A 24,260-nucleotide genomic window follows, 5' to 3' on the forward strand; every position below is an offset into this window, starting at 1 on the left:
CGACCGGGCGCCGGCCAGTTGACCAGATCACGTTGCCGATCGCGATGTCGTTATGCACCAGGCCGGTGGGCTCGGTGGAGTGCGGAAGCTGCTCAAGGACGATGCCGGCGACAAGCGACGCTGGAGTTGCGTGACAGAGCGGGATGGAGTACCCAATACCGGGACATCATGCCCTCACCACCCGGGGACGGGGCGGGCGACCGAGAGGGACGTCCGACCCTGGGGCGACGAAGGAGATCATCATTTCGACGCACCAGCCGTACCAGCCAGGCCACTTGGCAACCCGTGAGGACCTGGTCGCCCGGCAGGTACCAGCGGACGACCAGGCGCTGCCGGTGGTCCAACGCCAGACCGCCGGACTTCACTGGCCTCAGTACGTCAACACGCACCGACTCATCGGCGGGCTCGTGGCGGGCTTCGCGGCCCTCCACATCGCCGACATGATCGGCTACTGGATGCCCGGTATCGGCCTGCCGAAGTTGGACTTCGCCTACTTCAACGGATCCATTCTCATGCCCAAGGCCGCCGCTACGACGCAGTGGTTCGAGGGGCACATCTTCCACACCTTCAACGGCATCGTGTTCGCGCTCGGCTACGCGCTGCTGATCTTCCCCCTGCTAGGCAAGACGCTGACGACCGCGCGCAACGTCGCCCGTGGAGTCGCCATGGGTATGGTCCTGGCAACGCTGAGCTGCCTCTGGTGGATCCCGACGCAGTTCCCGGATCTGAACGCGGGCTTCCTGTCACTCAACCTCGGCTGGGAACTCGTCCTCGGCGTCTACGTGTGGCACCTCGCCTGGTCGCTCGCACTCGGCTTCTTCTTCAACCCGCAGGACTGAACTCCACACCGACGACGATCACTCGGCCGCCGGCCAGGCCATGAGCGGGCCGGCGCCACCCGCACGCAGATGCGCGTGGAGGCGTACGCCGACGGCCGGGTCGTCGTCCGACCGCAGCGTCAACCGCCGCTGGCCGGGATCAACGGACGCGAGACCCCCACCGAGCACCAGAGAATCGGTGACCGTCTCGGCCAGCAGGCACACCTGGCCGGCGCTCCCGCCGGCTTCGGCCACTCTCGTGCGCTCGAGCGGGGCCGCCCAGATCAGCCGGCTCTCGATGACCACGAGACGCCGCTGAGTAACCAGCACGGTGACCCGGCCACCGGCATCACACACCATCTCGGCGGCGAACGCGATCCGCTCGTCATCCCCCATGAAGGTGGCGAGCGCACGGTCGAGCACCTCGGTCGGCAGCGGCTCGGCGGTCTCGCCGCCGCGTGGCACGGATGGTCGCGGAGCTTCGCCTCCCCAGCTCGTGTCGACCTCGGGCAGAGCGCCCGCGGCCCGGGCCGCGTCCAGCAGCGTGGGGAAGAAGTCGTGGAACGCCTCGGCATCACGGATCCGCATCGCCGTGGTGAACTCACCGCCCGAGGGCCCGCCAGCCGTCCTCGCCGTGACGACGAAGTCTCCGAGGCTGGGCTCGATCGGCCGCCCCACGAAGACAACGTACGCGAGCGCCACCGCAGTCACCCGCTCGCGGACCTCGAAGATGACCCGTTGGTCGGTGACGAAGGCGAAGCCCGCGGCGTTCCCCTCGTGCGGGAAGCGCACCGCAACTCGCGCACGTGCCCGCTCCCCCGGCTGCATCACCGACTTCACCAGCAGCCAGTCGCGGGACTCCGCCGCGATGGCGCGGCCGCGCTGGGTCGCTGCCCGGACGTGGAGATCTTCCAGCGCACGGTCACCGACCGTGAGGCTGACGGACTTCCTGCGGAAGCGCACGAGCCGCAGGTTAAACCGTCCGCGTCCGTCCTCTCAAAGTGGCCGAAGGGGCGGCTGGCGAGAACGTGACGGTCAGGAGGCTTCCCGCCAGGTTGGTCCTCATCCGGCAGCGGCCACATCCCGGCGGCGGGTTCACCCCAGGTGTCAGCCGCGACCGTCTCCACTGACGAGGGCGCCCGCTCCGCCGCATCAGACTCCTGGCTGTCCCGGTCGATCATCATGTAGAAGCCGGTCTGGACTGACACCCTGCCGATGCTCTGGGTGACCGTCCGGTCGCCGGGAAGCATGACGGTCGCGACCTGCTCGCGCTCGTCGGCGCCGCCGCGCCGACCGCCCTGACTCAGGCCGACTGGTCTTGTCGGCTCAGCCGATGGGGCCACGGAGCCGGCGTATGCGGCGGCGTAGGGCGGGGCCGATGCGAACCAGGATCTGCTTTTCGACGCGTGTGATCCGTCGCTCCATGGCGGCAATCTGCGCGCGGGTGGTGTCGAGCTCCTCGCGTACGGCTGCGAGCCGGTTGGTGGCATCTACCTGGCGCATTTTGGCGGCTGCAAGGTGTACGCGGAGCCTTTTGTTGGCTGTCGCGGCCTTGATGTCGGATGCGATGATCAGCTCGCGCAGCCTGCTGATGCGGTAGCGCATGTTGGCGTCGTTGCTGCCGTCCCAGGCCGGCATGGACGCGGGCAGTTCGAGGGAGGCCATCTTGGCGTCGAAGGCCGCGCCCTTGTCGCCGTGGGTGTAAGTGTTCTGCAGGTTGTTGCGGTCGAGGAAGGCGACGACACGTTCGAACCGCTCACCGTGGCCGTTGAGCATAGCGGAGAAGTCAGCGTGCTCGTACAGCTCACGCGGGTCGGTGTCGCCAGGCACCTCGGCGAGTCGTCGGTACGGGATGTCGAAGTACCGGCACAACTCCAGGGTTCGCGAGTCGTGGGTGAGGACGACGCTTGGCGTGCCGGCCAGCAGCGCAGCGACGTTGCCATGGATTCGGGTTCCGAAGGCGAAGTCGTAGTCGGCTAGCTCCCTGACCCAGCTCGTCGGGTCTAGTGGCACACGCACCTTGTTCTCGCGCAGAAGAGGATGACTGTGATACATCGGGAAGGGGTCGGCTTTCCCCGACTCGGGTGTCGTGTCACCCCACAGCATCAATTCCGCGTCGATGGTGTTCTGCGCGTAGTAGGTCAGGTGCGGGTAGCGCTCCCAAGTACGCCGAGCGATGCCGGCGAGGTCCCCGACGGGAATCGCGTCTGGGGAGAGGTTGATGGCGATGCGCGAGTCCACACTAAGCTCGGCTGCCCGGATATCGGGGAACCTGTCCCCGTGCCAGAACATCGACGGGCAGCCGATGATGTCGACGTCGTCGAAACCGAGGCTGTTCAGGTAGCTTGCGGTCAGCTCACCGCGGACTCCGATAGACGCTGACCGACTGAGTACCGCGGAGGCGAAGCGCTTGACCGACTCCTCCATCGGCTGCAGACACTCGGTGGAGTAGTCCTCCCCTACCTGCGCTCCAACGCCGAACACGACGACCGGAATAGTGAGTTGCTCAATCAACCTACTCAGCCGGTCGAGCGAAGCCTGGAACCGAGGGCGGAATGCGTTAGCGAGCGGGACCACAAACACGTGGTACCGCTCGTTGATCTCCGCGGCACGCTCGACCGAGCAGTTGGTACGGATGCCGTTAGACGTCACCTCGGTGTCCGGGGTCATCAGCAGTCTATGGGCAGCATCACTGAACAGCAGATTGCCCGTGTTCGTCCCGATCAGGTCCTGATGCACGAACTCAGCCGGGCTAGCAACACGAAACGGGCTCTTACCCGAACGGATGAGAATCTGCTTCACAACATTCCCCAGGTGGGCAAGGCCGACACGGGTCGGACCGGGATCGGACGCGCGAGGAAAAGGGCAAAGAGGGACAACTCGGAAAGACCGGCACGTCCCCCTCAGTCTCTGCTCGCAACCTTAGATAAGCTGTCAAGCCTCGCTTAAGCCCCAAGCCGAGAGCTAGATACAGCGTGCAAACAGAGAGTTGCACGCCGTAAGTGGCGGCCAGGATGGGAACCCTGGTTGGCGAAGCTGGCTATCCGGTCGGACTCTGCGTTTACGGCGTTCTCGCCGACAACAGGCTGAACGATAGCGACCTCCCCTCTTTATGGCGCCGCGCCGACGATGTCAAGCTGAGTGCAGTCCGGAGGACCCACGTCACACGGTCCCGTCACGTTCATCAGATACCGCATCAGGCAGGTAGGCCGCAAAGCACAAGTCCACTGCGCTCGTTCCACAATGACTCTTGAGCAATGATCAGAACCTGTGGATGATGCTCGGTGAGGTGACGTGAAGGGGCGCACCTTCCCGAGGATGATCTGAAGTCGGTGTTGTTCTGATCAGGACCGGCGTTGGCGCGCTGGTTCGGGAAGGTACGCACATGCTCAAGGTAGTCCACGACGGTGAAGACCGCGCTGTGCCGCCGCCACCCACTTCTCGTGCAGTTGACCGGCGGCATCTCGAACGTTCTGACACCGCTCCCGACGGATCGGCTTCCCGAAGCCGGTACTGCAACCGTAAGCTCTCTGAGATCGTCTACGGCCGAACGGGTAGAACGTCCGCGCTCCTCGTATGAACAGAGGCCCGCTGCCGGATACCGCCGGACACAACGGAACAAGAGTACGAGCAGCCATCGGACCGATCCGCTTTGGGCTCCGGACCCCAGTTCCGGCGCCACTAGATCCACCGTCGCCGAGAAGAGTCATCGACCCGGCCGAGCCGGCAACAAGCGACGTCATCCTGCCGGCGGAGAAACCTGCCCGCCGCTGAACGGACGAATCGACACGCCGTCCATCGTGATGTCGACATCGAAGAGGGCGACTTGTCCCCACCGCCTGCCCTTCCCGCGGATGAGCGGAGCACCGCCGATCAGGCTCCGCCGGGGCACGCCGTCCACCAGCAGGCTCTCGCGAGGACTGCCCCCTCCACCGTCGCCGTCAACGCAAGCGGCTCGGCCGTCACCTGCCATGGCTGGGACCAGACGTCCCCGTGATCGGCGAGGCCGACGCCGTCGTCGCCCGGATAGCGACCGGGCCTACCGACGGATGGCACTCAACCGTGATGCGTTCGACCGTCCGGCGAGGCATTCGAGCAGCTCAAGGCGAAGTGTCCGCCTGACGGCCTTGAACCCGTACACCCGGGGCTCTCCTCTTACTCCGATCGACCCGTCGATGAGCTCGCCACGATATCGGCGTGTCCGGCGTAGCAGAGACGCCTAGTTCGTCGTCGTGGTCCCACGGTACCATGGGACCATGACGACGGATGAAGATGTACCCACGGTTGAGCGGGTCCAACTTGGAGTCCGCATGGAGCGGAACCTGGTCAAGGTCCTGAAGGGCCTGGCCGAGTTCGAGAACATGACGCTCGGGCAGTTGCTCGAGAAAATCGTTCTGCACTCGTTCGAGCCGGTGCCCGGCGAGGAGGGCGAGCAGGCGTGGAGCGCGCTCGGTAAGCGCTCTCTTGCCGCCGTCGCCGACCTCAAACGCGTATACGGCCTCGACTACGACATGCATGCCTTCCGCCGCTTCCGCGAGACGGAGCAGGACCACGTCGAGCACGTGACGAGCGACGGCTAGCCACGCTTGGACCCCGCGTTCAGTGATGGTCGCCACCCTCCGCGTACGACGAGGTCCATCAGCGCGGCACAACGGCCCCGCGACTTCAACGTTCAGGGGTGACAAGGCGTCGGCTACCGTATGCGGCCGCCGACCGACACCGGGTCGACATGGCCCGTCCGTGGTCGCGCGCGGTCCAGCTCCAGCCCGACGTCGACAAGACCAGCGCGCACCAAGCCAGGCACGTCCGTCACCGACATCCATGCGGCCAGGTCGGTCGATCCGTCTATCTCGTGGCGCAGTTCGCCTCCCACGATCCGGGCGCGGTAGTAGACGCCCACGGTGTGCAGTTCCGCATCGCCCGAGACCCGCGACGCCTCCGGCCAAGATCGGGAGTCGACGCCCAGAAGCCGCTCGACTTCAACCTGGTAGCCGGTCTCCTCCTCCACCTCGCGGACGACCGCGTAGTAAGGATCCTCGGCGTGCTCGACCCCGCCGCCCGGCAGCGTCCAGTGCCGGTCGATGCCGTCAGGAGCGACGAACCGAGTCAACAGAACCTGGTCGTCCCGCAGGCAGATCGCGTAGGCGGCGATCCTCCGTCGATGCTCGGTCATCGTCCCGGCATCCTCCTCCCCGTGCGGGCCTTGGTGTCGACCACGAACCGGCCTGTTGATGATCGCGATAATCAAAGCATGACCGAAACTCGTGAGTCGCTGGTCCTGCCCAACGTGTACGGCTTGGTGCGCCAGCGTGACGCGGCCCCCGCCGTACTCATCCAGAAGCGATGGAAGCCACGCAGCGACCCCGACAACCTCGGACGTTGGGAGTTGCCCGGGGGCAAGTGGCGCGCGTGGGAGCCGGTCATGGACTGCCTACGCCGCGAGGTCGAGGAGGAGACCGGGGTCGGCGACATCACCGTCGGCCAGACGGTGGCCGAGCACGAGGTGCATGACCAGCTTGTGCAGGTGTCGCGGCCGGACCTGTGCGTCCAGATGATCGACGGTGGGTATCCCTCGATGCTGATGGTCTTCCTGGCCATCGGGACCGGCCAGCCTCAGTCCCGTGGTGACGACACCCGCGACGCCCAGTGGATGCCGACGGACAAGCTCCGGCAGCGGCTGGAGTACGACGCCGAGACCTTCACGCCGCTGACATATGCGGGCCTGTGGGAGGCGTTCGCGCGCGGACTCCTATGACGCCTTGCCTCGGACGCCCTGTGGGAAGACCGAGCGACCGTCGCGCCTCGGCAAGGAGCGGCACCAGCCGAGGGGTCCTCTCTTTACCCGAGAGCATCTGCGTAGGCGGCATCCCAGGCCCAGTTGGCGATCCGTGGAAGCGGGTCGATGAGCAGGAGTGGGCCTCCTGCCGCGAGCATCAGGTTGCGGCAGTCATCATGAGACCCGGAATCGATGTGGTGGGGGGCTCTCCGCATGACGAGCCAACCCACGTCCACATCGCCCAGACGCCGGCCACTGGCGTACACATGAGGCACCAGTCCGGGCGCGCGACGCGAGACCACAGACATCCAGTCAAGCTCGATCGCACAGGCGTTCAGCTTCACCACGACAGACTCACCCGTGGGTGCCCAGACCGCCCGAAAAAACGCCGCCATCGGATATGTGGGCAGCAGCCGACGGCGCGCCATACACGCGTCCACGCGCGGACTGCAGAATGTTCTCAACTAGCCTCGTAGCTCAGCGGGCAGTTGAGGAGACGTTATGCGGTTGGTCGAGCATTGGCGCGAGGAGCAGAACGCGCGGATGTACGACGGGTTCGCGCGTAGGTTCCCGATGTATCGGTCGACGAGCACGGACCTGGTGCGCTGCGCGCGGCTGCAACCAGACAGCGAGGTGCTGGACCTCGCCTGCGGAACCGGTGTGACGACCGAAGCGATCCTGGCTGAGCTGGGAACCACCGGGCGGGTGACCGCCGTCGACGCCTCAGCCGCGATGCTCCAGATCGCTGCCGAGCGGGTCCAGGACCCACGGGTGACCTGGCTCGAGGCACCCGCCGAACACGTCGCCACCGTGGTGAACGCCGGGTTCAGTCATGTCGTGTGAACGGATGGCCGCCCTCGACAAGGCATGGATGAAACTCGATCCGCAAGCCCAGCCGCCGTCCCGATGGGCGATCCTGGTCGCCATCCAAGGAACGGACAGCGGCGCCTCGCAGATTCCGGGTGGCGTGCTCGAACCCAGAGAGCATCACGACGGCAGACGCCTGCTCGACTGAGCGCTGCCACGACACGTCACCTCGTCAAGTCCGACCTTGTTCGTTACCAGACAGAGGTCTACCGAGCCTACTGCGAAGGGGTACGGCCGATTCAAGCTCGGTTGTGCCACTTCTGCAGGTGGGTGGCGTGCGTGTGCAGGTAGGCCCCGGGTTTGAAGTGGTGGTCGTAGAACTCGAGGTCCAGGTGGTGGGCCTGGACGTAGTTCAGGATGAACACCGTCGGTACGGTTCCGGGGAATTTGCCGAACGTGTCGAAGATGTACTGCGCTTGCAGCGTGATGCACGCCTTGAACCGCTCGTCGTGGACCTGCGCGCTACCTCGTACACCTGGGCTGTCGGTCCAGGCGCCTGGGGTGTCGGGATGGAAGGGGCCACCAGGCCCGAACTTGCGTCGGGCGAACGCCTCGACTGCAGCGGCCATGTCGGAGTAGTGGGGAGGGCAGTAGGCTTCGAAGACTCCTTCGCGGCCGGTGGGATTGGGTGTCGACCAGCGCTCGTCCCGGTCATAACGGAAACCGAGCCCAGGCACCTTCGGGGTGCCCGAGGCGCCAAGCATGGTGAACCGGTCGATCCCGTCGAACATCCAACCTCCCAGACCCATCGCCTGCAGCATGAGCGTGCCCGCGTAGCAGGCGGTTGCGAGCTCGGCTGTGGCTTCGGTCAAGGCGTACTGTTCGGCGAAGGTCAGTGGAAACGGCTGTTCGATGTCGACCAGGCCACCGAATGTGTCCAGGCCTGGGATCTTGCGGTTGTGGACGTCGTCATAGATCGCGTAGCCGTTCTGGGCGAGGAAACACAAGACGGCGATGAAGTGCTGGGCGATGTCTGCCACCGGTATCACCAGAAGGGAACCGGGGACGTTCACGCACCAGTGGTTATGTCGGTCCAGGTACGGCTCTTCCCTCGGCAGGTACAGTCGCTCGGCCGACAGCCGGCGCGACCGGTCTCGGTGACGTTCGACCATCAACTCCGCCGTGATCTCCTCGGCCGCCGGGTCCACCAGTGCACCAGCGTCGCGCGTCGGAAAGAAGTACAGCCCGGTGTCATCGGTGAAGAACAGTTCGGCGGTGTGCACCCCGGCCGCGGAAGGAAACGTACGCCCGGCCGCAGCGGCCGAGTAGTTCGGGACATGAGGCGCTAAGCGTGGATTATGGGTGATCGAGTAGTGCCAGCCCGTCGTGCCGCCCATCGCACCTAGCACCAGCATCCGCTCCAGTTCAGTGAGCGGAAGAGGATCGCGCCTGGACCGAAACGCCAGTGGACCGTCCGGGATTTCGTCACCCATAGCGAACCGACGCGAACGACGACCGAAGAGCGCGTCCACCAACGGGAAACCCGCGAGCTCGCGCAACGCTACGGCACTCTCGGCTCTCGTGTGTTCAAAGCTCATCACGCCGCCCAGCATCAGGATTTCGTGTTGACGGTTGCCTCAAGACCAGCACACGCCCCAAGTTGAGGCCGTGCGACACAAAGTGCGACTCTCTCCAACCTGGACCTGTACCCACCAGTGAAGTCGCGTGTAACACGACGACGGGCGACGAGCCCGCACGTGAGAGGATCCCCAGCCGTACGTCGGGGTTCCCTACGGACACGCCACACAACCCCTCGACCCGTTCGTGCCGGTGGCCACGTGCGACGGGCTCTCCCGGAACCGCTCGCGAGCGGTTCCGCGTAGTGCTCCTGAATTGACGTGCGTTGTCGAACCGAACTTTCTGGACGTTTGTTCGCCTGCTGTGCATGACGTGGCCCGGCGATCAACCGTCCTGTCACGCTGATCGAAGCTCGGCGAGCCGTTGCCGACAGTCGACGATCTTGCCGGCGACCGGCTGATCGGAGTCCTCGTAGCTGACGCCGTAGTAGTGCCCGACGGTCACCTCCGACAGCGCATACCGCAGGCCGTGCGTCTGCATGACGAGCGACGCCAAGCCGAACGTGTCCGCAAACCCAGCCGTGGATGGGTCGGCCGCGATGATCAATGCTGCCGACAGTCCGATGATGTCGGCAACCTTGCGGAAGGCGGCGGTGTTGGGCACCAGTGCCAATGCTGGATGGCAGCGAGGCTTGTACGGCCCAGCGAACGGGCCAACGGATGCACCGTCGATGTTCGCCCAGAGCTGCTGAGTTGGTCCGGCCTCGACGGTGAGACTCGAGCCGAGCCCACGGTTTTCCTCAGCCCACGCGAACCGCGCTTGCATGGCCCACACGTCGGGCCGACTGGCCAGTTCGGCGAGCATGACGCCCACGGTGTCCTGGGCCAGGAAGTAGACATCGGTGTCGATGAACAGGAAGTGCGTGGCCGCTTCGTGTCCGACGACGAAGTCGCGGAGCACGTCGCCGTGGGTGTTGACCGGAGCCTGCGCCGCCGGCCAGGCCGACTGGCGGAAGCGGACGTCGAGTTCGCGACATGCGGCCTTCACGTCTGTCAGGCCCTGGTCGGTCGAGTGATTGTCCACCACGGTGGCACCCAACCGGCCGGAGCTCAGCCAATCCGCGTGGGTGGCGGCCAGGGTGCGTACTGCCAGTTCGGCGAACTCCGACGTGTTGTGGTTGACGATGCACGCCTCGATCCGCACTTCGTTCAGGTCGTTCGCTTCATCCTCATGCGTCTTCATCTGTTGCCTTCCCTTCTCGCGACCTTTCTGGCTGTGATCAGCGTGTCGGTCATGTGATGCGCGGTGCGGACCGTGGCGACCCCCCGGTCCGTGCCTGGCGGAAGCGCACAAGTGGGAAGGCCCTCGTCAGCGAACGCGGAAAGATCGGCCATGCCGGCGTGGAAGTACATGCCGGTCGCTTCGTCGACCAGCCGGACCTGTGTTTGTTCGACCACCAAGAGGGCGTCGAAGCCAGCGGCCATCAGAGGAAGCGACTGACGTCGGCGTTCCACATCGTCTGCGCCCCGCTGCTCGGCCCTTGGGCGCGCGCGTGCGTGCCCGTGTGGATCCGGAGTACTGCCGCCAACCCCTCCTGCTCCTCCTTGACGAGCCGACAGCTGCCCTCGACGCCAACACCGAACATCGCCTCTTACGAATACTGGACGTCCGCGGCAGCGCAACTGGGACGGAACACGCCCCGGCTGACGCTGCGGCCATGGCGTGCTCGACCTCAAGCAGACACCGGAGCGCCCTTGATCAGCATCATCCGCGGCCGGTCGAGCGCGTTCGGTGCGACGGCGTGAAACGTGTCGCCACGCATAAGGAACGCGTCGCCTGCCTGCCCGGTGATCTCGACCACGCGGAGCGGCACGCCATCGACGACCGGTCCTTCCTCGAGGTACCGGCTCCGTCGCTCGATCCCAGGATCAGGTTGGCGGCTCCAGAGCTCCGCGAGCCACGGGTGACGGGCGCCAAGGAGCTTGCGTTGGGCGCGATTCTTGACGTCGTGCTGGCCGTAGCGCCGTACCAGCTGGTGCGAACCGGTGAGGATCAGCGTTCCACCGCCGCACGGTCGCAGCTCCGCCAGGACGACGAACACCGTGACCGAGCGCGACCGGCCCTGCTCGTCGGGAGCGCGGTCGACGTGCCAGCCATCGGTCGGCAACGCCCATGGCGCGTCAGACACCCGGTAGGTGACTGCTGGATTGCCCCAATGCCGCGGGCGCTTCCAGCCGTCCGGTCCGAACAGTTCATCCAACGCCACCGGTACGGCGCTGTCGAGTACGGCGTCGAACACACCAGCTCGCTTGAGTGGCTGATAGCCACCTGGATGCTCGGCGAGGTACTCGTGCTCGCTGTTGTGGCGGATCGCTTCCTCCGACGTGAGGAACTCGCGGACCCGTTCGGCCATCCGCTCGGCGTCGGCCCGCGGAACGGCGCCATCCAGTCTGAGCAGGCCCTGCTCGTCGAACGCCTCCCGCTGCTCGTGCGTCAGCATCCCTACCTCCTCCTGCGATGCACCCCGAGAAAACGAAAGCACCCGGAGCCACGCGACACGTGAGTCACGTGGCTCCGGGTGCTGGAAGAAGTCAGTGTCCCGGAGCGGGATTTTTGGTTGTCGGCTCCGACGTTAGCCGCCCGCACGTGGAACCGCTACCGAGTTTCCACGGCCAATGCACCCGGCTCGATCATCTTTCCGAGCCGAGCAGCAGCATCGCCCTGCCAGACGGGACACGGCCCGTTCCGCCGACACCCCGTCCTTCCACGCGTCAGGTACAGCTGGCACCACGCCGGATGCAGAGCCTCCATTGCATGACCGCTGTTGACCGCGATGGACCATGATCGGCCGTCTTATCAGGCACACATGTGGCACGCAGATCCTTACGCCGCATCCCCTGATCAAGAGACCGGCGAGGAGATCGCGACCTGCGTCAGCTGCGCTGTTGACCGGCGGGGCGTTCCGCTGTCAGCGGATGTGATGGACATCGCCGGTGCCAACTCCGAGACTTGCAGCGCGTTGATCCGTATGAAGGAACCCCGCCGGAGTGGCGACCACTGGAGCAGATGTGTGGATACCCGAGGAGGGCACGGACAGGTACAGGTTCCGCCGACGTCTGATCGTGTCCGCCGCCTTGTTCGGGCTCTCTCGCCACACGGAAGGCCGAAGTCGTTGACGAGCGCTGCTGGGTCCGCGTCGACTCCCCTGCGCAAGAACCGCGACTTCATGGTGTTGTGGACCGGACACGCGATCTCATCCCTGGGAACAAGCATCGCCATGATCGCCTATCCCCTGCTGGCGCTGCTGGCGACCGGTTCGGCGCTGACGGCCGGCATGATCGCCTTCGTGGGGATGGCCGCTGGTGCGGTTCTGCGGCTGCCTGCCGGAGTGTTCGTGGACCGGCTCCCACGCAGGGCGCTCCTGGTCACGTGCGACGCGATCAGAGCGGTGGCCACAGCATCGGTTGCCCTGGCCGTCGTGGCCGACCGTCTGAGCATCGCGCACCTCGTCGTCGTAGCCGTCATAGCCGCGGCGTGTGACGCGTTCTTCGATCCTGCTCAGATGGTCGCTGTTCGGCAGGTCGTGCCCACGACACAGCTGCCGAACGCCATGGCGCAGAACGAGGCGCGCGGTCACCTGGCCGTCCTCGGTGGCCCGCCCCTGGGCGGCCTCCTCTTCGGTGTCGCGGCCGCCCTGCCGATCGCAGCGCAAGCGGCAAGCTTCATGACCAGCGGTCTCCTCATCCGCTCGGTCAAGCGGAGACTGCACGGCGACGAAGGGCGACAGACGAACCCCCGGCCGCTGCGCCAGGACCTGCTCACTGGCATCCAGCTGGTGTGGGCCAGCGCATATCTGCGAGTCACGCTGCTGTGCGCGGCGGGATACCAGCACATCTTCCCCGCTGTCATCCTTGTGGTGATCGCGTCGACCAGTGCACGGGGGGCGCCAGCCGTCGAGATCGGCGCGGCCCTTTCCCTGGCCGGCATCGGCGGGATACTGGGGCCTGGCTGTCCCCGCAAATCCAGCGACGACTCCCACCGCCCGTACTGGTGTGTCTCTTCGGCGCGACCGCCACGCTCGCTCTGGGCGCCCTGATGTTCGCGTACAACCCGTTCGTTATTGGTGCCCTTCTGGCACTGACGTACTTCACCTCTGCCCCGGCCAACGGGATGCTCGCCGCGATCCAGATCAGCATCACTCCACCAGAGATGCAAGGGCGGATGATGAGCGCGGTCATGCTCGTGGCCGGCCTTGCCGCGCCGTTGGGTCCCCTCGGCGGCGGATGGCTGCTCCAGGATTTCGGTGTGCGCGCGACATTCGTCGTGCTCACCTGCATGTCCGCGGCCATCACCGCCGTGGTCCTCCTCAGTCCTGCCGTCAGACTCATGCGCTTGCCCGCTCTGAACGATCGGGAGAACCACGGCTGACGACCCGGCACGCCGGAGTCCTGACGTCCTCCTCTCCCGGAGACTTCCCACCGGGGCTAGTTGCAGACCTGAGTCCGGCGATCAGGTTCGTGTCGGTGGCGTGCGGTAGGACGTGGACGTATGCCTGTAAACGCCGATGCTGATGAGCTGGTGCGCCAGGTCAACTCCCACACCGGAGATAACTTGTCGGTGCTGGGCATGTTGCTGCCGTCAGGACTCACGGGTCACCGCCCGCCGCCCGAGGTCCAGGCGGTCGTGCTGTCGGTCACCGCACGCGCCTACGCGTTGCATTGCGAGACTGCTGGTGCGATCTAGGTCCGTACCGCACGTTAGTGGTGCAGGAGGGCTTGCAGTGGGTTAGTTTGACGTTCCCCTCGCCTGGACCAACGCCCGGCTCCTACGCGACTGGATCGACGAAAGCTAGCGGAACGTCGCGCCGCGCTGCCTCATCCCCGGACTCGACGCCCGCTGACTCGCCCCAGATGACGGTCGTCGGTTCAGCGGGTGGGCTGGAGCTCGTCGTCCAGTTCGTCGTACGGCCCCTCCTGCGAGTCGTACGCCTCCTTGTCGGCGCGGCGCGGCATGCGTAGTGCGGTCACGACAACGACGATCGAGATGACGGCGCCGACCAGGAAGGCGAGCCGCATCCCGTCGAGTTGGGCGGCGCCGTCGGTGACTCCGTTGGTGATCAGTTGGTCGGCACGAATGGTCATCACCGTGACTGCCAGCGCGGTGCCGAACGCCGCGGCGACCTGTTGCAGGGTGGCGACTATCGAGCTGCCGTGGGAGTAGAGGTGTGGCGGCAGGGCGCCCAGCCCAATCGTGAACACCGGTGTGAAGACCGCGGCCAGGGACAGCATCAGAAGGATGTGCAGCCCGAGCACCTGCCAGTACGGCATCGTCATGGACACCTGGGTGAAACCGGCGAGCGCGGCCACGATCCCGAAGGAGCCAGGGATCACCAGCACCCGCCCACCGAACCGGTCGAACAACCGCCCGACGATCGGGCCGAGCAGACCCATGGCTATGCCGCCGGGCATCACCAGCAGGCCCGTCTGCAGCGGGCTCAGGCCGCGGACGTTCTGCAGGAACAGGGGCAGCAGGATCATCGAACCCAGCATCGCCATGAACGCCACCGACATCAGGGCCAGCGCCTTGGCGAATGTCGCGTGCCGCAGCGTACGCAGGTCCATCAGAGGCGAGCCAGCGCGCTGCAGACGCAGCTGGCGCACCACGAAGACCCCGACCGCCGCCAGCCCGCCCACGACGAACATGACCGACCTGCCGGCCCCGCCCTCGGCGAACTGGGTGAGTCCATAGACCAGCGCACCGAAGCCGACGGCAGCCATCATCACGCTGAGCCAGTCGATGGTGCTGAAATGCGGCTCGCCGACGTTCTGGAGGCGACGCAGGCCGAACCAGGTGATCGTGCCCGCGATCGGCAACACCAGCAGAAAGAGCATGCGCCAAGAGCCGTGCTGCAGGACGAGACCCGAGACTGTCGGCCCCAGAGCGGGGGCCACCGAGATCGCCATGGTCACGTTGCCCATCACCCGACCCCGGTCGCTCTCGGGCACCACGGTCATCAGGGTTGTCATCAGCAGCGGCATCATCACCGCCGTGCCGACGGCCTGGGTGATGCGGCCGAGAAGAAGCACCTCGAAGACGGGGGCGGCTGCGGCCAGTGCAGTCCCGGCGAGGAAGACACCCATCGCCGTGGCGTAGGCGCTGCGCGTGGAGACCCGCTGGAGGAACCAGCCGGTGACCGGGATCACCGCGGCCATGGTCAGCATGAACCCGGTGGAGACCCACTGCGCGGCCTGTTCGGTGACGCGCAGGTCGGCCATCAGCCGCGGGATCGCGTTGAGCATGATCGTCTCGTTGAGGATCACCACGAACGTCGACAGCATCAGCAGCCGGATCACCGCGGGAGTGCGGCCACGCGCGTGTGCGGTGTCCGTCAGGACGCGGGCGGGTCGGTCGGCAGGCATGGGTCCTCGCACGGGGTCGGTGTCGATATCGCAGCCGGCATCCCGGCTGAGGGCCTCATAGGTCGCGGTCATGCTGGTTCAGACCGGCACACCGCCGACAACTCATCGATGCCGACATACATTCCTGAAACCGACTGATGGATCCGAGTCGACATCCCGGTGGCACCACGTTCCGGGCAACCGTCCCGTCGGATTGCCTGAAATGCGCCGATTGCCACGTACGCCATCCACAGCTGCCGAAGCCATTCACCGGCGAGCCCTGAGGCCGCAAATAGCACGTGGCAGCCGGCTCGGCGCGATCCGCGTAATGACCACACCGGCGAGGGGCCTCCCAATGGACACCCCTCGTCACACTCACGCGGCAGCTCGCGGCAACGCCGCGACCCCTCGGCGGTATGAGGTCGCTCGCTACATCTAGGCGTTACGGCACAAGGCCCAGAATCAGGGCGATGGTGCCGACCGTCGCCATGAGGAGCGCCGTACCGGGGTGCATACCGATCGACAGTCGAATGTCATGCTTCCGCCAGACCAGCCAGACCGCCGGGAACATGAAGATCACCTTCGACAGGACCGTCCACGGCGCCCAGAAGTGGTACACCGAGAACAGGACCGTGTTGAGCACGGGCGCCCACCAGCGCAGGTGGGAGATGCGGGGCAGCAGGAATCCGCGGAAGTAGAGTTCCTCGATGAGCGGAAGAGTGAATCCGGTCAACGGAAGGCATACCAGCATCGTGACCACGAGGGACGATTGCGAGTACCCGTCGAGGTAGGTGGTGGCGCTGCCGCCCGCGCCCTCGTAGGGGATCCACGTGAAGAACCACTCGAAGACGAGATTGTCCAACGGGGTGAGCGCGATCGACACCACGGCCATCCACACGATGAGGCCGGCGATTATGGCGGCGACTTTCCCGCGCGGGATCGGCTTGTCCAGGTAGTCCACCACTCCGCGCAGCGAGAACCGACCGTTGCGCCTGCGGCCCAGCCACAATAGGCCGAACTGGACCGGCGCGAGCACCACGACCAAGGCGATCGCCCAGGCCAAGAAGATCGGATAGCCGATCGCTTTGACGAGCGGCTCGGCGAAGAGCATGTAGACGGCGACGATCAGGGCGCCGGGCACGAGGTGCAGCGCGATCGACAGCGGAAGGGCGTGACGGTCAGCGACCAGCAGTTCGACGAAGCGGATCGGTCGGGCAACTTTCGTTGCGGCCATGGGGGTCTGCGTGTTCTCCATGCGGGAACGATCGCCCAGCCTCCAGTCACGGCCCTGTCATGCCACTGACACGGTGGGAGGAGGAACTGACAGCCACCTCACCGATCTGTCGTCTCCTTCAGATCGCGGCCGGATCCGACCCGGCCAAGATCACGCACGGCCCCGGACCTGAACGTGCAGGTCAGAGGCCGTTCCAGGGGTGGCAGGTACTGGGTTCGAACGATTGACAGACAGCCTCCAACAGCCATCCCACAAGCGAATTGCGACGATAGCCCGGATCTCGCCGCATACGCCACGTACCACTGCACGTCTGGGTCTGCAGTTGATCGGCCCGCCTGTGCACGTAACGCGGGCGTCTCACCGTCATCGTCGCCGAGTACGAGGGCGGGGAGTTCCTCACCTGAGCTTGCCGGGGGCGGGGTGGCGGTGGAGCTGCGCAGCACAAGGCGGGGCTTGGCAACGACGTGCCGGACGGGGGAGTCGTCGCCTTCGACGATGAGCTCCAGCAAGGTACGCACAGCAGTCCGGCCGATCCACGCCTTGGGCGGCGACAGCGTATGGTCGGTACGCTCACACGACAGTGACCGGTCGGAACCGGTGACCTCTCGCTCCACCAGGACGACCGGCACCGGCAGCCCGAGCAGCCAGTCGGTGTAGTCCGGGTCGGGTCGGTCCAGATCGATGGTCGGGGCCAGCACCAGCCCGGTCGGGTTGGTGACAGCCAGCTCGTCGACGAGATGCTGCTCGCTGTGGGGGTCCCGTGTTGAACGGCCAGCGAGCGTCGCAGCGCTCCCTCGTCGAGCGCCTCCCGGATGCCCGCGACTCAACCCCGTCCCGCATGGTCTCGCCATCCTCGGTGTCCATGCCGTACCGCACCGCGAATAGCGATCCGAGCCAGTCGTAGCAGCGCATCCGGTGCAGGTCGACCGGTCGACCGTACACCTCGACCAGCGTGTGAACCCGCTCATCTCCCAACGTGGGCAGCAGCGCGGCGAAGTCGACGGCGGGATCGCCAATCGTCGCGGACTCGAAGTCGACCAGTCCCGAGATGCCGCGCGTCTCGTCTACCAACACGTGTTCGGCCCCGAGGCGTGGACAAGAGTCGGCGGCAAGTCCCATGCGGAGCCCAAGAACTCGCTGAATCGGACCTCGACCGCTGCGCATAGGTCGTCGTCCAATCTGTAGATCTCTCTCAGGTGCCACTCGGCCCGCAACAGCTCGTCGCGCCGCATTGATCGCATCTCATCGCGACTCGTCACCGTGGACGGCTGAAGTCTGCGGGCGAGACCCCCACAGTGGATGGCGTGCCGAGGCCGAACCGGGATTCGAACCCGGGTACACGGTGTTGCAGACCGCTCCCTCACCAGACTCGGGCATTCGGCCATGCCGGCGTACAACAACGCCTTCGATCAACCCTGCCATATGTTCATGAGCGCCCCCGGCTGGAATCGAACCAGCGCCACCCGCCGTCGGAGGACGGTGCTCTCTCCGCTGAGCTACGAGGGCATGGGCAGTGCGTCGTGCGCGCCCCTGGTGCCGACCCAGGTCTGCAACGAGTTGCGGCGGCTTTACAGGCCGCTGGACGTGCCGCCGTCCACGACGCGCATGGGGTGGGTGCCGGGACTCGAACCCGAACCTTCAGGACCACAACCTGACGTGCACCACCGGTACACCACACCCACCGTGCCCGCACCAGGGATCGAACCTGGGCCCTCCTCGGTGTAAACGAGGCGCTGCTACCGCTGAGCTACACGGGCGAGATACGCCGTGTCGGAATCGAACCGACCACGGCCTGCATATATATGGCAAGCCCCACCGACCAGGTGAACTACGGCGCCAGGGCGGAGGAGGTGGGATTCGAACCCACGACGGGACTCAACCCGTACACCGCTTCCAACGGCGCATCCGTAACCACCCGGCTCCTCCCCTACTGCTCCGGCGCCTGGACTCGAACCAGGACAGGCGGCTTAACAGGCCGCTGGGCTGCCATTACCCGACACCGGAATGAGTAGCGCGGACGGGACTCGAACCCGCACGTGTCCTGCTTGAAAGGCAGGCGACTCTCCCCATTCGTCCACCGCGCCATACGTGTGCCCCGAGCTGGGATCGAACCAGCGGCCCCCGCCATGTCGAGGCGGTGCTCTCCCGCTGAGCTACCGGGACGAAGCGGGTGTGGGAGTCGAACCCACCTGTCACGGCTTATGAGACCGTCGAGCACAACCGGTACTCCTACCCGCCGTGCCGCCCCGAGGAATCGAACCCCGTCAGTCCGAATTAAAAGTCCGGTGCCCAACCATCAGGCGCGAGCGGCATCATCACACAGAACGTCCGGCGCCGAATCACCAGCGCTCGTGTCTCCCGCCCGGGAGTCGAACCCGGACAACCCGCCTTAGGAGGACGGAGCTCTCTCCATTGAGAGCTAGCAGGAGTTTGGGCGGCGCGGCATCCAGGGATCGAACCTGGCGCACAAGGCTTAGAAGGCCGAGCAGCGCATCCAGCGCACATGCCGCGAGTTTCGTACGCCGTGAAGGAATCGAACCTTCGTCTACCGATTAAGAGTCGGCTGCTAGACCATCTCAGCTAACGGCGCATGGCGGAGAGGAGGAGGGTCGAACTCCTACGGGGATCACTCCCCCGACGGTTTTCGAAACCGCGGCCGGCGCCATCTCTCGGCTGGCCTCTCCACAATCGATACTGGCTCACTGCGTACCCCTGGAACGATTCGAACGTCCAACCCCCGGATTCGTAGTCCGGTGCTCTCTCCGTTGAGCTACAGGGGCACGGTGTCGCTGGGTGGGCTCGAACCACCGCATCTCCTCGTTATCAGCGAGGTGCCTTCACCAGCTTGGCCACAGCGACACAGGGCGGAAGCGGCAGGATTCGAACCTGCGCGGGGAGAACCCCTCCTCATTAGCAGTGAGGTGCCTTAGACCAGACTCGGCCACGCTTCCAAGACTTGAGGCGACCGCTGAGCCCGCGACCGAGCTACCCTCGACTGCGGCCCGCGGTCGGCCCGTGATCGATCGTGCGGCGCCGACGGGGCTCGAACCCGCGACCTCTGCCTTGACAGGGCAGTGCTCTCGCCTTCTGAGCTACGGCACCATGCGTACCCGGGACAGGAGTCGAACCTGCAACCCACCGGGTCTAAGCCGGCGGCCTCTTCCAGTTGGGCTACCCGGGCATGGTGGACAACCTCGGTATCGAACCGAGCAGGCGCCGCTTGCAAGGCGGCGCTGCACACCTGTGCGTCGCCCGTAGAGCCAGCGGCGAGGATCGAACTCGCTCCCCCGCGTTACGAATGCGGTGCACCACCAATCGTGCTGCGCTGGCCGGTGGAGCCGGCGGTGGGACTCGAACCCACACACCTCCGGGGTACAGGCCCGGTGCGTCGGCCTGTGGCGCCTCGCCGGCGTTGCGTGCCCTCGGCGCGATTCGAACGCGCACGGACCAGCACCTCGGGCCGGCGCCTCTCCCTGTTGGGCTACGAGGGCGGGATCGGCGGATGCGTGGGCTCCCGGACGAGGATTCGAACCTCGATCGCCTGATCCAGAGTCAGGTGTCGCTACCGATTGGACGATCCGGGACCGACCAGCGTGGCCGGCGGGGCTGCGCTCCCCGCCGGCCAGCCGGTCAGCGCCTGGCCGTCGCCGCCCACGACGGGACGACCGGCTTGCACCGCAGCCTCATGCCCGCCTCGGCGGGGGTGCGGTCTCCTTTGGCGCCGTTGCAGCCGCTGCAGGCAGCCACCGTGTTGGTCCACGTGTTGCGGCCGCCGCGGCAGCGGGGAACGACGTGGTCGACCGTGTCCGCGACACCGCCGCAGTAGCAACATGTCTGCCGGTCGCGAGCCAGGACGCCGCGTCTGGACCAGACCGGCCCGGTGGTGTACCGCCACCGGGTGAACACGTACCGGACGAGACGCACCACCGTCGGGCGTGGCCACGTCCCGATCAGCCGGTCGGGCACCGCCTCATGCACCTCAGCGACCCGGCGGATCAGCATCCCCACGGCATGGCGCAGGCTGACCCGGTGAAGCGGGCCGAGATCGGCGTTGATGACGAGTACGGTCTCCACCAGGTCCCTCCTCTCCGGTTCTGACATCGCCATGGTGGATTGGAGCGGACGGCGGGACTCGAACCCGCGACCCTCACCTTGGCAAGGTGATGCGCTACCAGCTGCGCCACATCCGCATTGAGCCGTCGGCCAGACTCGAACTGGCTACCCCTGTCGTACCAAGACAGTGCTCTGCCCAATGAGCTACAACGGCGTACCGCGGGCGGGAGTCGAACCCGCACTGAACCGATCTTGAATCGGCCGCCTCTCCCAGTTGGGCCACCGCGGCAAGCGAAGGAAAGGCTGATGGCCGAGTGCTGTTGGGGCAGAGTGCTGTTGGGGGCCGAGTGCTGGTGGGGGCGGAGGATTCGAACCCGCCACGACCTGGGTCAAAGCCAGGCAGCCTGCCGTTAGCTGAGCCCCTACATGGCGGTGTCGGGACCGACAGCCAAGGTAGCGCCGGCTACGCGGGCGTCCCGCGCAGCGAATCGGCTACCGCACTGCGCCGCGTTGCATCCTTGGTTACGGGTTCCGGCACCTGAGCGGCCACGGAGAATTGAACTCCGATCCTCTGGGTGGAAGCCAGACGCTCTGTCCATTGAGCTATAGCCGCGAGATACGACGTCGCCGATGCGGGACTCGAACCCGCTGCTCCAGGTGAGAACCTGACGACCTAACCCATGGTCGAATCGGCGGTGAATCGCCGCGGTAGATGTGGCCTTCTCCGCGGCGGCGTGCCCGTCCCGGGCGTCGAACCCGGATCCTCCGGCTCTTCACGCCGGCGCTCTACCACCTGAGCTTGGCGGGCAACGAACCTTCACATGCAGCTTGACCCGCGTCTCGCCGGGCAGATGCCGTCGGGATGCTCGGACTCGAACCGAGGACCCTCCGCTCCCAAAGCGGATGCGCTCCCTGCTGCGCCACATCCCGTCGTTGCCCGGCCGGCCGTCGGACTTCTGCCGGCCGGGCCGTTCATGCATGCCATCCACTGTGGAGTTCTCAACAATCGACGCCGCCGGCGCAGCCGGAGCGGGAGCACGGGTGGTAGGAGTTGAACCCACATGTGGCGGCTTTGGAGACCGCTGCTCTGCCTGGTTGAGCTACACCCGCATGTGTTCCTTGCCGTACAACAGAAAACGCCGCCCGATCCCTGTCTGGGTGGGCGGCGTTCGCGCTTCGGAGACGCGCTTACGTTCGCCGCCTGCCCAGGTTCAGCTTCTCGCTGGCGTAGGAGAGGACGGGTCGACCGAAGGTCGCGACGACCACCTCGCCGCACGGCATGTGCCGCTGCGTATCGCATGAGGTGTGCCACAGCATGTCGCTTCTCCTGGCCTGGTTGATGATTGGTTCGGCAACTACAGTAGGGCCACTATGCGGCCATCAACAACTGAATTATAGAAGGTGATAGGCATCGAGTCTTTGGAGAACCGGACTGACCTCGTCATCAATGCAGCATCACGGGCGACACTTGGGCGAGTCGTTCGACGGTAGCCGCCTGCCTGCCCAGCGGAAGTCACTCGGATGGCCCCCCAACGACGAAAGCCGCCCCAGCCCGGATAGCCCGTACGAACCCGCCGTACTCAACAGATCTGACACGGCGTGGGCCTGGCGCCTACCTGAGCACAGGTACGCGCCAGAGCCCACACGACCTTCAGAACGGCCAATCGGCGTTCCTACCCGCCTCGAGCAACGGCACCATCCGGAACGCCTGGTCGGTCAACCCACCGAACGTGTGCCGGTTACCCCCACCGGACGGACCGTGACCGTGCCTGTACCCAGCCAACTCGGCGGTGTTCGTACCACCCCGAGGACCCCCGAACCGCTCCACGATCCGCAGGATCGAGTCACGGGCGCCGGAACTGCACCCGGGCACTGGAGTCGTCGAACTGCACAAGGTCAGCATCAACGCAACGAAGCGCCAGAGCCGCACCGAAGACCGTGGCCGCGTCGGCACACGTGAGCTGCGACCGAGACAACTGCGCGTCGATAACATGGCCACCATGTCCGAACAGCCGAACGTCGATTACGGCGACCGCGGCGTGGCGCTCCCCAATGAGATCCTGCGCTCCGTCGTCGGTAGCGGCGTGCACGGCATCGCAATCGAGGGCACCGACGACCACGACGAGATGGGTGTCTACATCGAGCCGCCCGAATGGGTCCTCGGTGTCGAGCGGCATCGCGAGGACTACATCTGGCGCACCCCAGCCCGAAGGTGTGCGCAGCGGGCACGGCGACACCGACCTGGTGCTCTACTCGCTTCGGAAGTACTTGCGCCTGGCGATCAAGGGCAACCCCACCGTGATGCTGCCGCTGTTCGCCCCCGAGGAGTCGCTGGTCGTCGTCACACCTCTGGGCGAAGAACTCCGCGACCTGCGCACGGCCTTCATGTCGCGACTCGCTGTCGAACGCTTCCTCGGCTACATGCGCTCCCAGCACGAACGGATGCTCGGCCAGTCCAAGCGGAACGTGCCCAACCGGCCGGAGCTGATCGAGAAGTACGGCTGGGACGTGAAGTACGGCAGCCACGCCCTACGGCTCGCCTACCAAGGCTTCGAGATCGCCAGCACCGGAAGCCTCAGCCTGCCTCTGCCGGATCGCGAGCGCGCCCGCGTACTCGCGGTGAAACGAGGTGAGGTCGACCGTGACGAGGTCTCAGCCGAGATCTCCCGCCTGGAGGACGCGGTGCGGACGCTGCTCGACGAGGACCGTTCGCCCCTTCCGCACACGGCCGACCTCGACCGGATCAGCGCATGGGCCATCGACACGCAACGGCGGCACTGGCAGTGGACGTGAGACCTCGCCGGCCAGTGAGACCTGAGGGTCTGCGCAAACTCGGTTCGCGCCCGGGCCGTGCTGCGCGATCATTTGTCGGTGAGTGAGAACGGGACCTCACCTGAGCAGTGCTTGTACGACGCCTGCCTCACGTTGGTCCGATGCTCCCGGGTATGACGCCAAGGACCTGATCGACGGGGCTGTTCAGGCTCTGGTTGACGGCCTCGACTCTCCCGCGCTCCGCGAGCTCGCGGGCGCATCACCTTCGGACCGCACCGACGAAATCCAAGCACTGCTGGACACCGCACTCGACGAGCTCCAGACCCCCAAGCCGGGCGAGATGGATCCCTGGAAGCGGATCAGGATCGGCGGAGGAGTCTTCTCCCGATTGCCCAAGGAATCGATCCGGTTCGACGTTCCTCAGCCGGCACCGAGGTCGGCGGGAACCAGTTGCTGGTCTTCATCGACGACATGGAGATGACGTCCAAGGGCGCTGGCATGGGGATGGGCCCGTTCGACGTCCTGATCCCCCACAACCGGCTGGTGGCTACTCCGGACCCCCGCCGGCTTCCGATCGCCCGCTGCGAATGCGGCGAGTACGGCTGCGCGTCGACGGACGTGGACATCGTGCGCGAGGGCGAAGTCGTCCACTGGGACTGGCTGATCGACGTTCCCATGCGGCACGGCGTCACCTCCAAGGCGCCGCAGTACGACGCAGAAGTCGCCCGCATTGGCTCGGACCACTGCGGGGTGCTGCTGTCACAGATCGAGTGAGTCGCCAATTACCTGGACGGTTGCGGGGCCGACCGGGATGGTCCGGCTTC

At 66.0% G+C, this 24,260-nt stretch carries 23 protein-coding genes, 31 tRNA genes and 1 pseudogene; 11 read left to right on the plus strand and 44 right to left on the minus strand.

The genetic code is table 11. From position 1 onward, the window contains the following. Positions 1 to 275: 275 nt before the first annotated feature. A complete protein-coding gene (locus ABN034_RS24160; protein WP_349693289.1) occupies positions 276 to 839 on the plus strand; it encodes a hypothetical protein in 564 nt (187 codons plus the stop codon). An 18-nt stretch (positions 840 to 857) separates the two neighbouring features. On the opposite strand, the gene ABN034_RS24165 is transcribed toward ABN034_RS24160, so the two are convergent. Further along, positions 858 to 1,781 carry a hypothetical protein gene (locus tag ABN034_RS24165; RefSeq protein WP_349693290.1) on the minus strand — a complete coding sequence of 308 codons (924 nt, stop codon included), beginning with the start codon at positions 1,779 to 1,781 and terminating at the stop codon, positions 858 to 860. 363 nt (positions 1,782 to 2,144) lie between these two features. Continuing rightward, positions 2,145 to 3,620 carry a polysaccharide pyruvyl transferase family protein gene (locus tag ABN034_RS24170; protein WP_349693291.1) on the minus strand — a complete coding sequence of 492 codons (1,476 nt, stop codon included), beginning with the start codon at positions 3,618 to 3,620 and terminating at the stop codon, positions 2,145 to 2,147. Positions 3,621 to 5,128: 1,508 nt separating this feature from the next. Here ABN034_RS24170 and ABN034_RS24175 point away from each other — a divergent pair. Continuing rightward, positions 5,129 to 5,398, plus strand: a complete 270-nt coding sequence (locus tag ABN034_RS24175; protein WP_349693292.1) for a hypothetical protein — start codon at positions 5,129 to 5,131, stop codon at positions 5,396 to 5,398. 113 nt (positions 5,399 to 5,511) lie between these two features. Here the strand turns inward: ABN034_RS24175 and ABN034_RS24180 are convergent, their stop codons facing one another. Further along, positions 5,512 to 5,991, minus strand: a complete 480-nt coding sequence (locus ABN034_RS24180) for an NUDIX domain-containing protein (protein WP_349693293.1) — start codon at positions 5,989 to 5,991, stop codon at positions 5,512 to 5,514. A gap of 78 nt (positions 5,992 to 6,069) precedes the next feature. Between ABN034_RS24180 and ABN034_RS24185 the strand changes: the two genes are divergently transcribed. Continuing rightward, positions 6,070 to 6,573, plus strand: coding sequence for an NUDIX hydrolase (locus ABN034_RS24185; RefSeq protein ID WP_349693294.1), 504 nt, complete (start codon positions 6,070 to 6,072; stop codon positions 6,571 to 6,573). Positions 6,574 to 6,656: 83 nt separating this feature from the next. Here ABN034_RS24185 and ABN034_RS24190 read toward each other — a convergent pair whose 3' ends face one another. After that, positions 6,657 to 7,022 carry a hypothetical protein gene (locus tag ABN034_RS24190; RefSeq protein ID WP_349693295.1) on the minus strand — a complete coding sequence of 122 codons (366 nt, stop codon included), beginning with the start codon at positions 7,020 to 7,022 and terminating at the stop codon, positions 6,657 to 6,659. A gap of 73 nt (positions 7,023 to 7,095) precedes the next feature. Here ABN034_RS24190 and ABN034_RS24195 point away from each other — a divergent pair, with 73 nt between their 5' ends. After that, positions 7,096 to 7,437 carry a methyltransferase domain-containing protein gene (locus tag ABN034_RS24195; RefSeq protein ID WP_349693296.1) on the plus strand — a complete coding sequence of 114 codons (342 nt, stop codon included), beginning with the start codon at positions 7,096 to 7,098 and terminating at the stop codon, positions 7,435 to 7,437. A 4-nt stretch (positions 7,438 to 7,441) separates the two neighbouring features. Continuing rightward, the gene (locus ABN034_RS24200; protein WP_349693297.1) at positions 7,442 to 7,609 is read left to right on the plus strand and encodes a hypothetical protein; all 168 of its coding nucleotides are present in this window, start codon (positions 7,442 to 7,444) and stop codon (positions 7,607 to 7,609) included. Between the two features lie 91 nt (positions 7,610 to 7,700). On the opposite strand, the gene ABN034_RS24205 is transcribed toward ABN034_RS24200, so the two are convergent. The 5 genes from ABN034_RS24205 to ABN034_RS24225 all read right to left on the minus strand — a co-directional run bounded on the left by ABN034_RS24205 (position 7,701) and on the right by ABN034_RS24225 (position 11,479). Then, positions 7,701 to 8,816, minus strand: a complete 1,116-nt coding sequence (locus tag ABN034_RS24205; protein ID WP_349693298.1) for a hypothetical protein — start codon at positions 8,814 to 8,816, stop codon at positions 7,701 to 7,703. Between the two features lie 559 nt (positions 8,817 to 9,375). Then, the gene (locus ABN034_RS24210; RefSeq protein WP_349693299.1) at positions 9,376 to 10,221 is read right to left on the minus strand and encodes a hypothetical protein; all 846 of its coding nucleotides are present in this window, start codon (positions 10,219 to 10,221) and stop codon (positions 9,376 to 9,378) included. After that, positions 10,218 to 10,463: a hypothetical protein gene (locus tag ABN034_RS24215; protein ID WP_349693300.1), complete on the minus strand. Its 246-nt coding sequence runs from the start codon at positions 10,461 to 10,463 to the stop codon at positions 10,218 to 10,220. The genes ABN034_RS24210 and ABN034_RS24215 overlap by 4 nt, the downstream gene beginning before the upstream one ends. Further along, the gene (locus ABN034_RS24220; RefSeq protein WP_349693301.1) at positions 10,463 to 10,624 is read right to left on the minus strand and encodes a hypothetical protein; all 162 of its coding nucleotides are present in this window, start codon (positions 10,622 to 10,624) and stop codon (positions 10,463 to 10,465) included. The genes ABN034_RS24215 and ABN034_RS24220 overlap by 1 nt, the downstream gene beginning before the upstream one ends. Before the next feature lie 87 nt (positions 10,625 to 10,711). After that, entirely contained in the window at positions 10,712 to 11,479 is a 768-nt protein-coding gene (locus ABN034_RS24225; protein ID WP_349693302.1) for a phytanoyl-CoA dioxygenase family protein, read from the minus strand. Positions 11,480 to 12,151: 672 nt separating this feature from the next. Here ABN034_RS24225 and ABN034_RS24230 point away from each other — a divergent pair. From ABN034_RS24230 to ABN034_RS24240, 3 genes are all read left to right on the plus strand, one after another. Next, a complete protein-coding gene (locus ABN034_RS24230) occupies positions 12,152 to 13,075 on the plus strand; it encodes an MFS transporter (protein WP_349693303.1) in 924 nt (307 codons plus the stop codon). Further along, positions 13,075 to 13,407, plus strand: a complete 333-nt coding sequence (locus tag ABN034_RS24235; protein ID WP_349693304.1) for an MFS transporter — start codon at positions 13,075 to 13,077, stop codon at positions 13,405 to 13,407. The genes ABN034_RS24230 and ABN034_RS24235 overlap by 1 nt, the downstream gene beginning before the upstream one ends. Positions 13,408 to 13,527: 120 nt before the next feature. Further along, positions 13,528 to 13,722 (plus strand): hypothetical protein, encoded by a 195-nt coding sequence (locus ABN034_RS24240; protein ID WP_349693305.1) that lies wholly within the window; start codon positions 13,528 to 13,530, stop codon positions 13,720 to 13,722. A 182-nt stretch (positions 13,723 to 13,904) separates the two neighbouring features. On the opposite strand, the gene ABN034_RS24245 is transcribed toward ABN034_RS24240, so the two are convergent. The 35 genes from ABN034_RS24245 to ABN034_RS24410 form a co-directional block, all read right to left on the minus strand. Beyond that, the gene (locus ABN034_RS24245) at positions 13,905 to 15,470 is read right to left on the minus strand and encodes an MDR family MFS transporter (protein WP_349693306.1); all 1,566 of its coding nucleotides are present in this window, start codon (positions 15,468 to 15,470) and stop codon (positions 13,905 to 13,907) included. A 349-nt stretch (positions 15,471 to 15,819) separates the two neighbouring features. Beyond that, positions 15,820 to 16,632 carry a CPBP family intramembrane glutamic endopeptidase gene (locus tag ABN034_RS24250; RefSeq protein WP_349693307.1) on the minus strand — a complete coding sequence of 271 codons (813 nt, stop codon included), beginning with the start codon at positions 16,630 to 16,632 and terminating at the stop codon, positions 15,820 to 15,822. A 549-nt stretch (positions 16,633 to 17,181) separates the two neighbouring features. After that, positions 17,182 to 17,775 carry a phosphotransferase gene (locus tag ABN034_RS34545; protein WP_502879087.1) on the minus strand — a complete coding sequence of 198 codons (594 nt, stop codon included), beginning with the start codon at positions 17,773 to 17,775 and terminating at the stop codon, positions 17,182 to 17,184. A 146-nt stretch (positions 17,776 to 17,921) separates the two neighbouring features. Then, positions 17,922 to 17,994, minus strand: a tRNA-Cys gene (locus ABN034_RS24255). A 50-nt stretch (positions 17,995 to 18,044) separates the two neighbouring features. Then, positions 18,045 to 18,117: transfer RNA gene (locus ABN034_RS24260), tRNA-Arg, on the minus strand. Between the two features lie 100 nt (positions 18,118 to 18,217). Continuing rightward, positions 18,218 to 18,293, minus strand: a tRNA-His gene (locus ABN034_RS24265). Positions 18,294 to 18,295: 2 nt separating this feature from the next. Further along, a tRNA-Val gene (locus ABN034_RS24270) sits at positions 18,296 to 18,368 on the minus strand. An 85-nt stretch (positions 18,369 to 18,453) separates the two neighbouring features. After that, positions 18,454 to 18,537 (minus strand) — tRNA-Ser (locus tag ABN034_RS24275). Between the two features lie 7 nt (positions 18,538 to 18,544). Continuing rightward, a tRNA-Asn gene (locus tag ABN034_RS24280) sits at positions 18,545 to 18,615 on the minus strand. 5 nt (positions 18,616 to 18,620) lie between these two features. Continuing rightward, positions 18,621 to 18,695 (minus strand) — tRNA-Glu (locus ABN034_RS24285). Between the two features lie 7 nt (positions 18,696 to 18,702). Next, positions 18,703 to 18,774: transfer RNA gene (locus ABN034_RS24290), tRNA-Val, on the minus strand. Position 18,775: 1 nt separating this feature from the next. Continuing rightward, positions 18,776 to 18,849 (minus strand) — tRNA-Met (locus tag ABN034_RS24295). Between the two features lies 1 nt (position 18,850). Next, positions 18,851 to 18,922: transfer RNA gene (locus tag ABN034_RS24300), tRNA-Lys, on the minus strand. A 127-nt stretch (positions 18,923 to 19,049) separates the two neighbouring features. After that, positions 19,050 to 19,121: transfer RNA gene (locus ABN034_RS24305), tRNA-Arg, on the minus strand. 8 nt (positions 19,122 to 19,129) lie between these two features. Beyond that, positions 19,130 to 19,201, minus strand: a tRNA-Lys gene (locus ABN034_RS24310). A 1-nt stretch (position 19,202) separates the two neighbouring features. Continuing rightward, positions 19,203 to 19,295, minus strand: a tRNA-Ser gene (locus ABN034_RS24315). A 23-nt stretch (positions 19,296 to 19,318) separates the two neighbouring features. Next, a tRNA-Arg gene (locus ABN034_RS24320) sits at positions 19,319 to 19,391 on the minus strand. A 4-nt stretch (positions 19,392 to 19,395) separates the two neighbouring features. Beyond that, positions 19,396 to 19,470: transfer RNA gene (locus ABN034_RS24325), tRNA-Ile, on the minus strand. A gap of 6 nt (positions 19,471 to 19,476) precedes the next feature. Then, positions 19,477 to 19,562, minus strand: a tRNA-Ser gene (locus ABN034_RS24330). Between the two features lie 77 nt (positions 19,563 to 19,639). Next, a tRNA-Asp gene (locus ABN034_RS24335) sits at positions 19,640 to 19,713 on the minus strand. Positions 19,714 to 19,718: 5 nt separating this feature from the next. Continuing rightward, positions 19,719 to 19,792: transfer RNA gene (locus tag ABN034_RS24340), tRNA-Leu, on the minus strand. 77 nt (positions 19,793 to 19,869) lie between these two features. Further along, a tRNA-Thr gene (locus ABN034_RS24345) sits at positions 19,870 to 19,941 on the minus strand. Positions 19,942 to 19,944: 3 nt separating this feature from the next. Continuing rightward, positions 19,945 to 20,022: transfer RNA gene (locus ABN034_RS24350), tRNA-Thr, on the minus strand. A gap of 6 nt (positions 20,023 to 20,028) precedes the next feature. Continuing rightward, positions 20,029 to 20,102 (minus strand) — tRNA-Leu (locus tag ABN034_RS24355). A gap of 20 nt (positions 20,103 to 20,122) precedes the next feature. Then, positions 20,123 to 20,195, minus strand: a tRNA-Gln gene (locus ABN034_RS24360). A 46-nt stretch (positions 20,196 to 20,241) separates the two neighbouring features. Next, positions 20,242 to 20,685 (minus strand): HNH endonuclease, encoded by a 444-nt coding sequence (locus tag ABN034_RS24365; RefSeq protein WP_349693308.1) that lies wholly within the window; start codon positions 20,683 to 20,685, stop codon positions 20,242 to 20,244. 40 nt (positions 20,686 to 20,725) lie between these two features. After that, positions 20,726 to 20,801: transfer RNA gene (locus ABN034_RS24370), tRNA-Gly, on the minus strand. 4 nt (positions 20,802 to 20,805) lie between these two features. Continuing rightward, positions 20,806 to 20,878, minus strand: a tRNA-Thr gene (locus tag ABN034_RS24375). A gap of 1 nt (position 20,879) precedes the next feature. Continuing rightward, positions 20,880 to 20,953, minus strand: a tRNA-Leu gene (locus tag ABN034_RS24380). Between the two features lie 66 nt (positions 20,954 to 21,019). Continuing rightward, positions 21,020 to 21,087 (minus strand) — tRNA-Gln (locus ABN034_RS24385). Positions 21,088 to 21,205: 118 nt separating this feature from the next. Beyond that, positions 21,206 to 21,277: transfer RNA gene (locus ABN034_RS24390), tRNA-Gly, on the minus strand. Between the two features lie 11 nt (positions 21,278 to 21,288). Next, a tRNA-Glu gene (locus ABN034_RS24395) sits at positions 21,289 to 21,359 on the minus strand. A gap of 40 nt (positions 21,360 to 21,399) precedes the next feature. Then, a tRNA-Phe gene (locus ABN034_RS24400) sits at positions 21,400 to 21,472 on the minus strand. Between the two features lie 49 nt (positions 21,473 to 21,521). Next, positions 21,522 to 21,594, minus strand: a tRNA-Pro gene (locus ABN034_RS24405). A gap of 106 nt (positions 21,595 to 21,700) precedes the next feature. Further along, a tRNA-Trp gene (locus tag ABN034_RS24410) sits at positions 21,701 to 21,774 on the minus strand. A gap of 890 nt (positions 21,775 to 22,664) precedes the next feature. Between ABN034_RS24410 and ABN034_RS34550 the strand changes: the two are divergent. The 3 genes and pseudogenes from ABN034_RS34550 to ABN034_RS24425 all read left to right on the plus strand — a co-directional run. After that, positions 22,665 to 22,787, plus strand: a pseudogene (locus ABN034_RS34550) (nucleotidyltransferase domain-containing protein); the annotation flags it as partial. 91 nt (positions 22,788 to 22,878) lie between these two features. Further along, entirely contained in the window at positions 22,879 to 23,457 is a 579-nt protein-coding gene (locus ABN034_RS24420; RefSeq protein WP_349693310.1) for a DNA polymerase beta superfamily protein, read from the plus strand. A gap of 450 nt (positions 23,458 to 23,907) precedes the next feature. Further along, positions 23,908 to 24,210: a hypothetical protein gene (locus tag ABN034_RS24425; protein ID WP_349693311.1), complete on the plus strand. Its 303-nt coding sequence runs from the start codon at positions 23,908 to 23,910 to the stop codon at positions 24,208 to 24,210. Positions 24,211 to 24,260 lie beyond the last annotated feature (50 nt).

It is taken from the genome of Actinopolymorpha sp. B11F2 (assembly GCF_040195635.1).
Taxonomy (GTDB): Bacteria; Actinomycetota; Actinomycetes; order Propionibacteriales; family Actinopolymorphaceae; genus Thermasporomyces.

Excerpts from the sequence above, each read along its gene's own strand:
- ABN034_RS24175 (WP_349693292.1), top strand. The coding sequence starts at position 5,129 with ATGGAGCGGAACCTGGTCAAGGTCCTGAAGGGCCTGGCCGAGTTCGAG.
- ABN034_RS24180 (WP_349693293.1), bottom strand. The coding sequence starts at position 5,991 with ATGACCGAGCATCGACGGAGGATCGCCGCCTACGCGATCTGCCTGCGG.
- ABN034_RS24185 (WP_349693294.1), top strand. The coding sequence starts at position 6,070 with ATGACCGAAACTCGTGAGTCGCTGGTCCTGCCCAACGTGTACGGCTTG.
- ABN034_RS24190 (WP_349693295.1), bottom strand. The coding sequence starts at position 7,022 with ATGGCGCGCCGTCGGCTGCTGCCCACATATCCGATGGCGGCGTTTTTT.
- ABN034_RS24195 (WP_349693296.1), top strand. The coding sequence starts at position 7,096 with ATGCGGTTGGTCGAGCATTGGCGCGAGGAGCAGAACGCGCGGATGTAC.
- ABN034_RS24200 (WP_349693297.1), top strand. The coding sequence starts at position 7,442 with ATGGCCGCCCTCGACAAGGCATGGATGAAACTCGATCCGCAAGCCCAG.
- ABN034_RS24205 (WP_349693298.1), bottom strand. The coding sequence starts at position 8,816 with ATGCTGGTGCTAGGTGCGATGGGCGGCACGACGGGCTGGCACTACTCG.
- ABN034_RS24210 (WP_349693299.1), bottom strand. The coding sequence starts at position 10,221 with ATGAAGACGCATGAGGATGAAGCGAACGACCTGAACGAAGTGCGGATC.
- ABN034_RS24215 (WP_349693300.1), bottom strand. The coding sequence starts at position 10,463 with ATGGCCGCTGGCTTCGACGCCCTCTTGGTGGTCGAACAAACACAGGTC.
- ABN034_RS24220 (WP_349693301.1), bottom strand. The coding sequence starts at position 10,624 with ATGTTCGGTGTTGGCGTCGAGGGCAGCTGTCGGCTCGTCAAGGAGGAG.
- ABN034_RS24225 (WP_349693302.1), bottom strand. The coding sequence starts at position 11,479 with ATGCTGACGCACGAGCAGCGGGAGGCGTTCGACGAGCAGGGCCTGCTC.
- ABN034_RS24235 (WP_349693304.1), top strand. The coding sequence starts at position 13,075 with ATGTTCGCGTACAACCCGTTCGTTATTGGTGCCCTTCTGGCACTGACG.
- ABN034_RS24240 (WP_349693305.1), top strand. The coding sequence starts at position 13,528 with ATGCCTGTAAACGCCGATGCTGATGAGCTGGTGCGCCAGGTCAACTCC.
- ABN034_RS24245 (WP_349693306.1), bottom strand. The coding sequence starts at position 15,470 with ATGACCGCGACCTATGAGGCCCTCAGCCGGGATGCCGGCTGCGATATC.
- ABN034_RS24250 (WP_349693307.1), bottom strand. The coding sequence starts at position 16,632 with ATGGAGAACACGCAGACCCCCATGGCCGCAACGAAAGTTGCCCGACCG.
- ABN034_RS34545 (WP_502879087.1), bottom strand. The coding sequence starts at position 17,775 with ATGCGCAGCGGTCGAGGTCCGATTCAGCGAGTTCTTGGGCTCCGCATG.
- ABN034_RS24425 (WP_349693311.1), top strand. The coding sequence starts at position 23,908 with ATGGAGATGACGTCCAAGGGCGCTGGCATGGGGATGGGCCCGTTCGAC.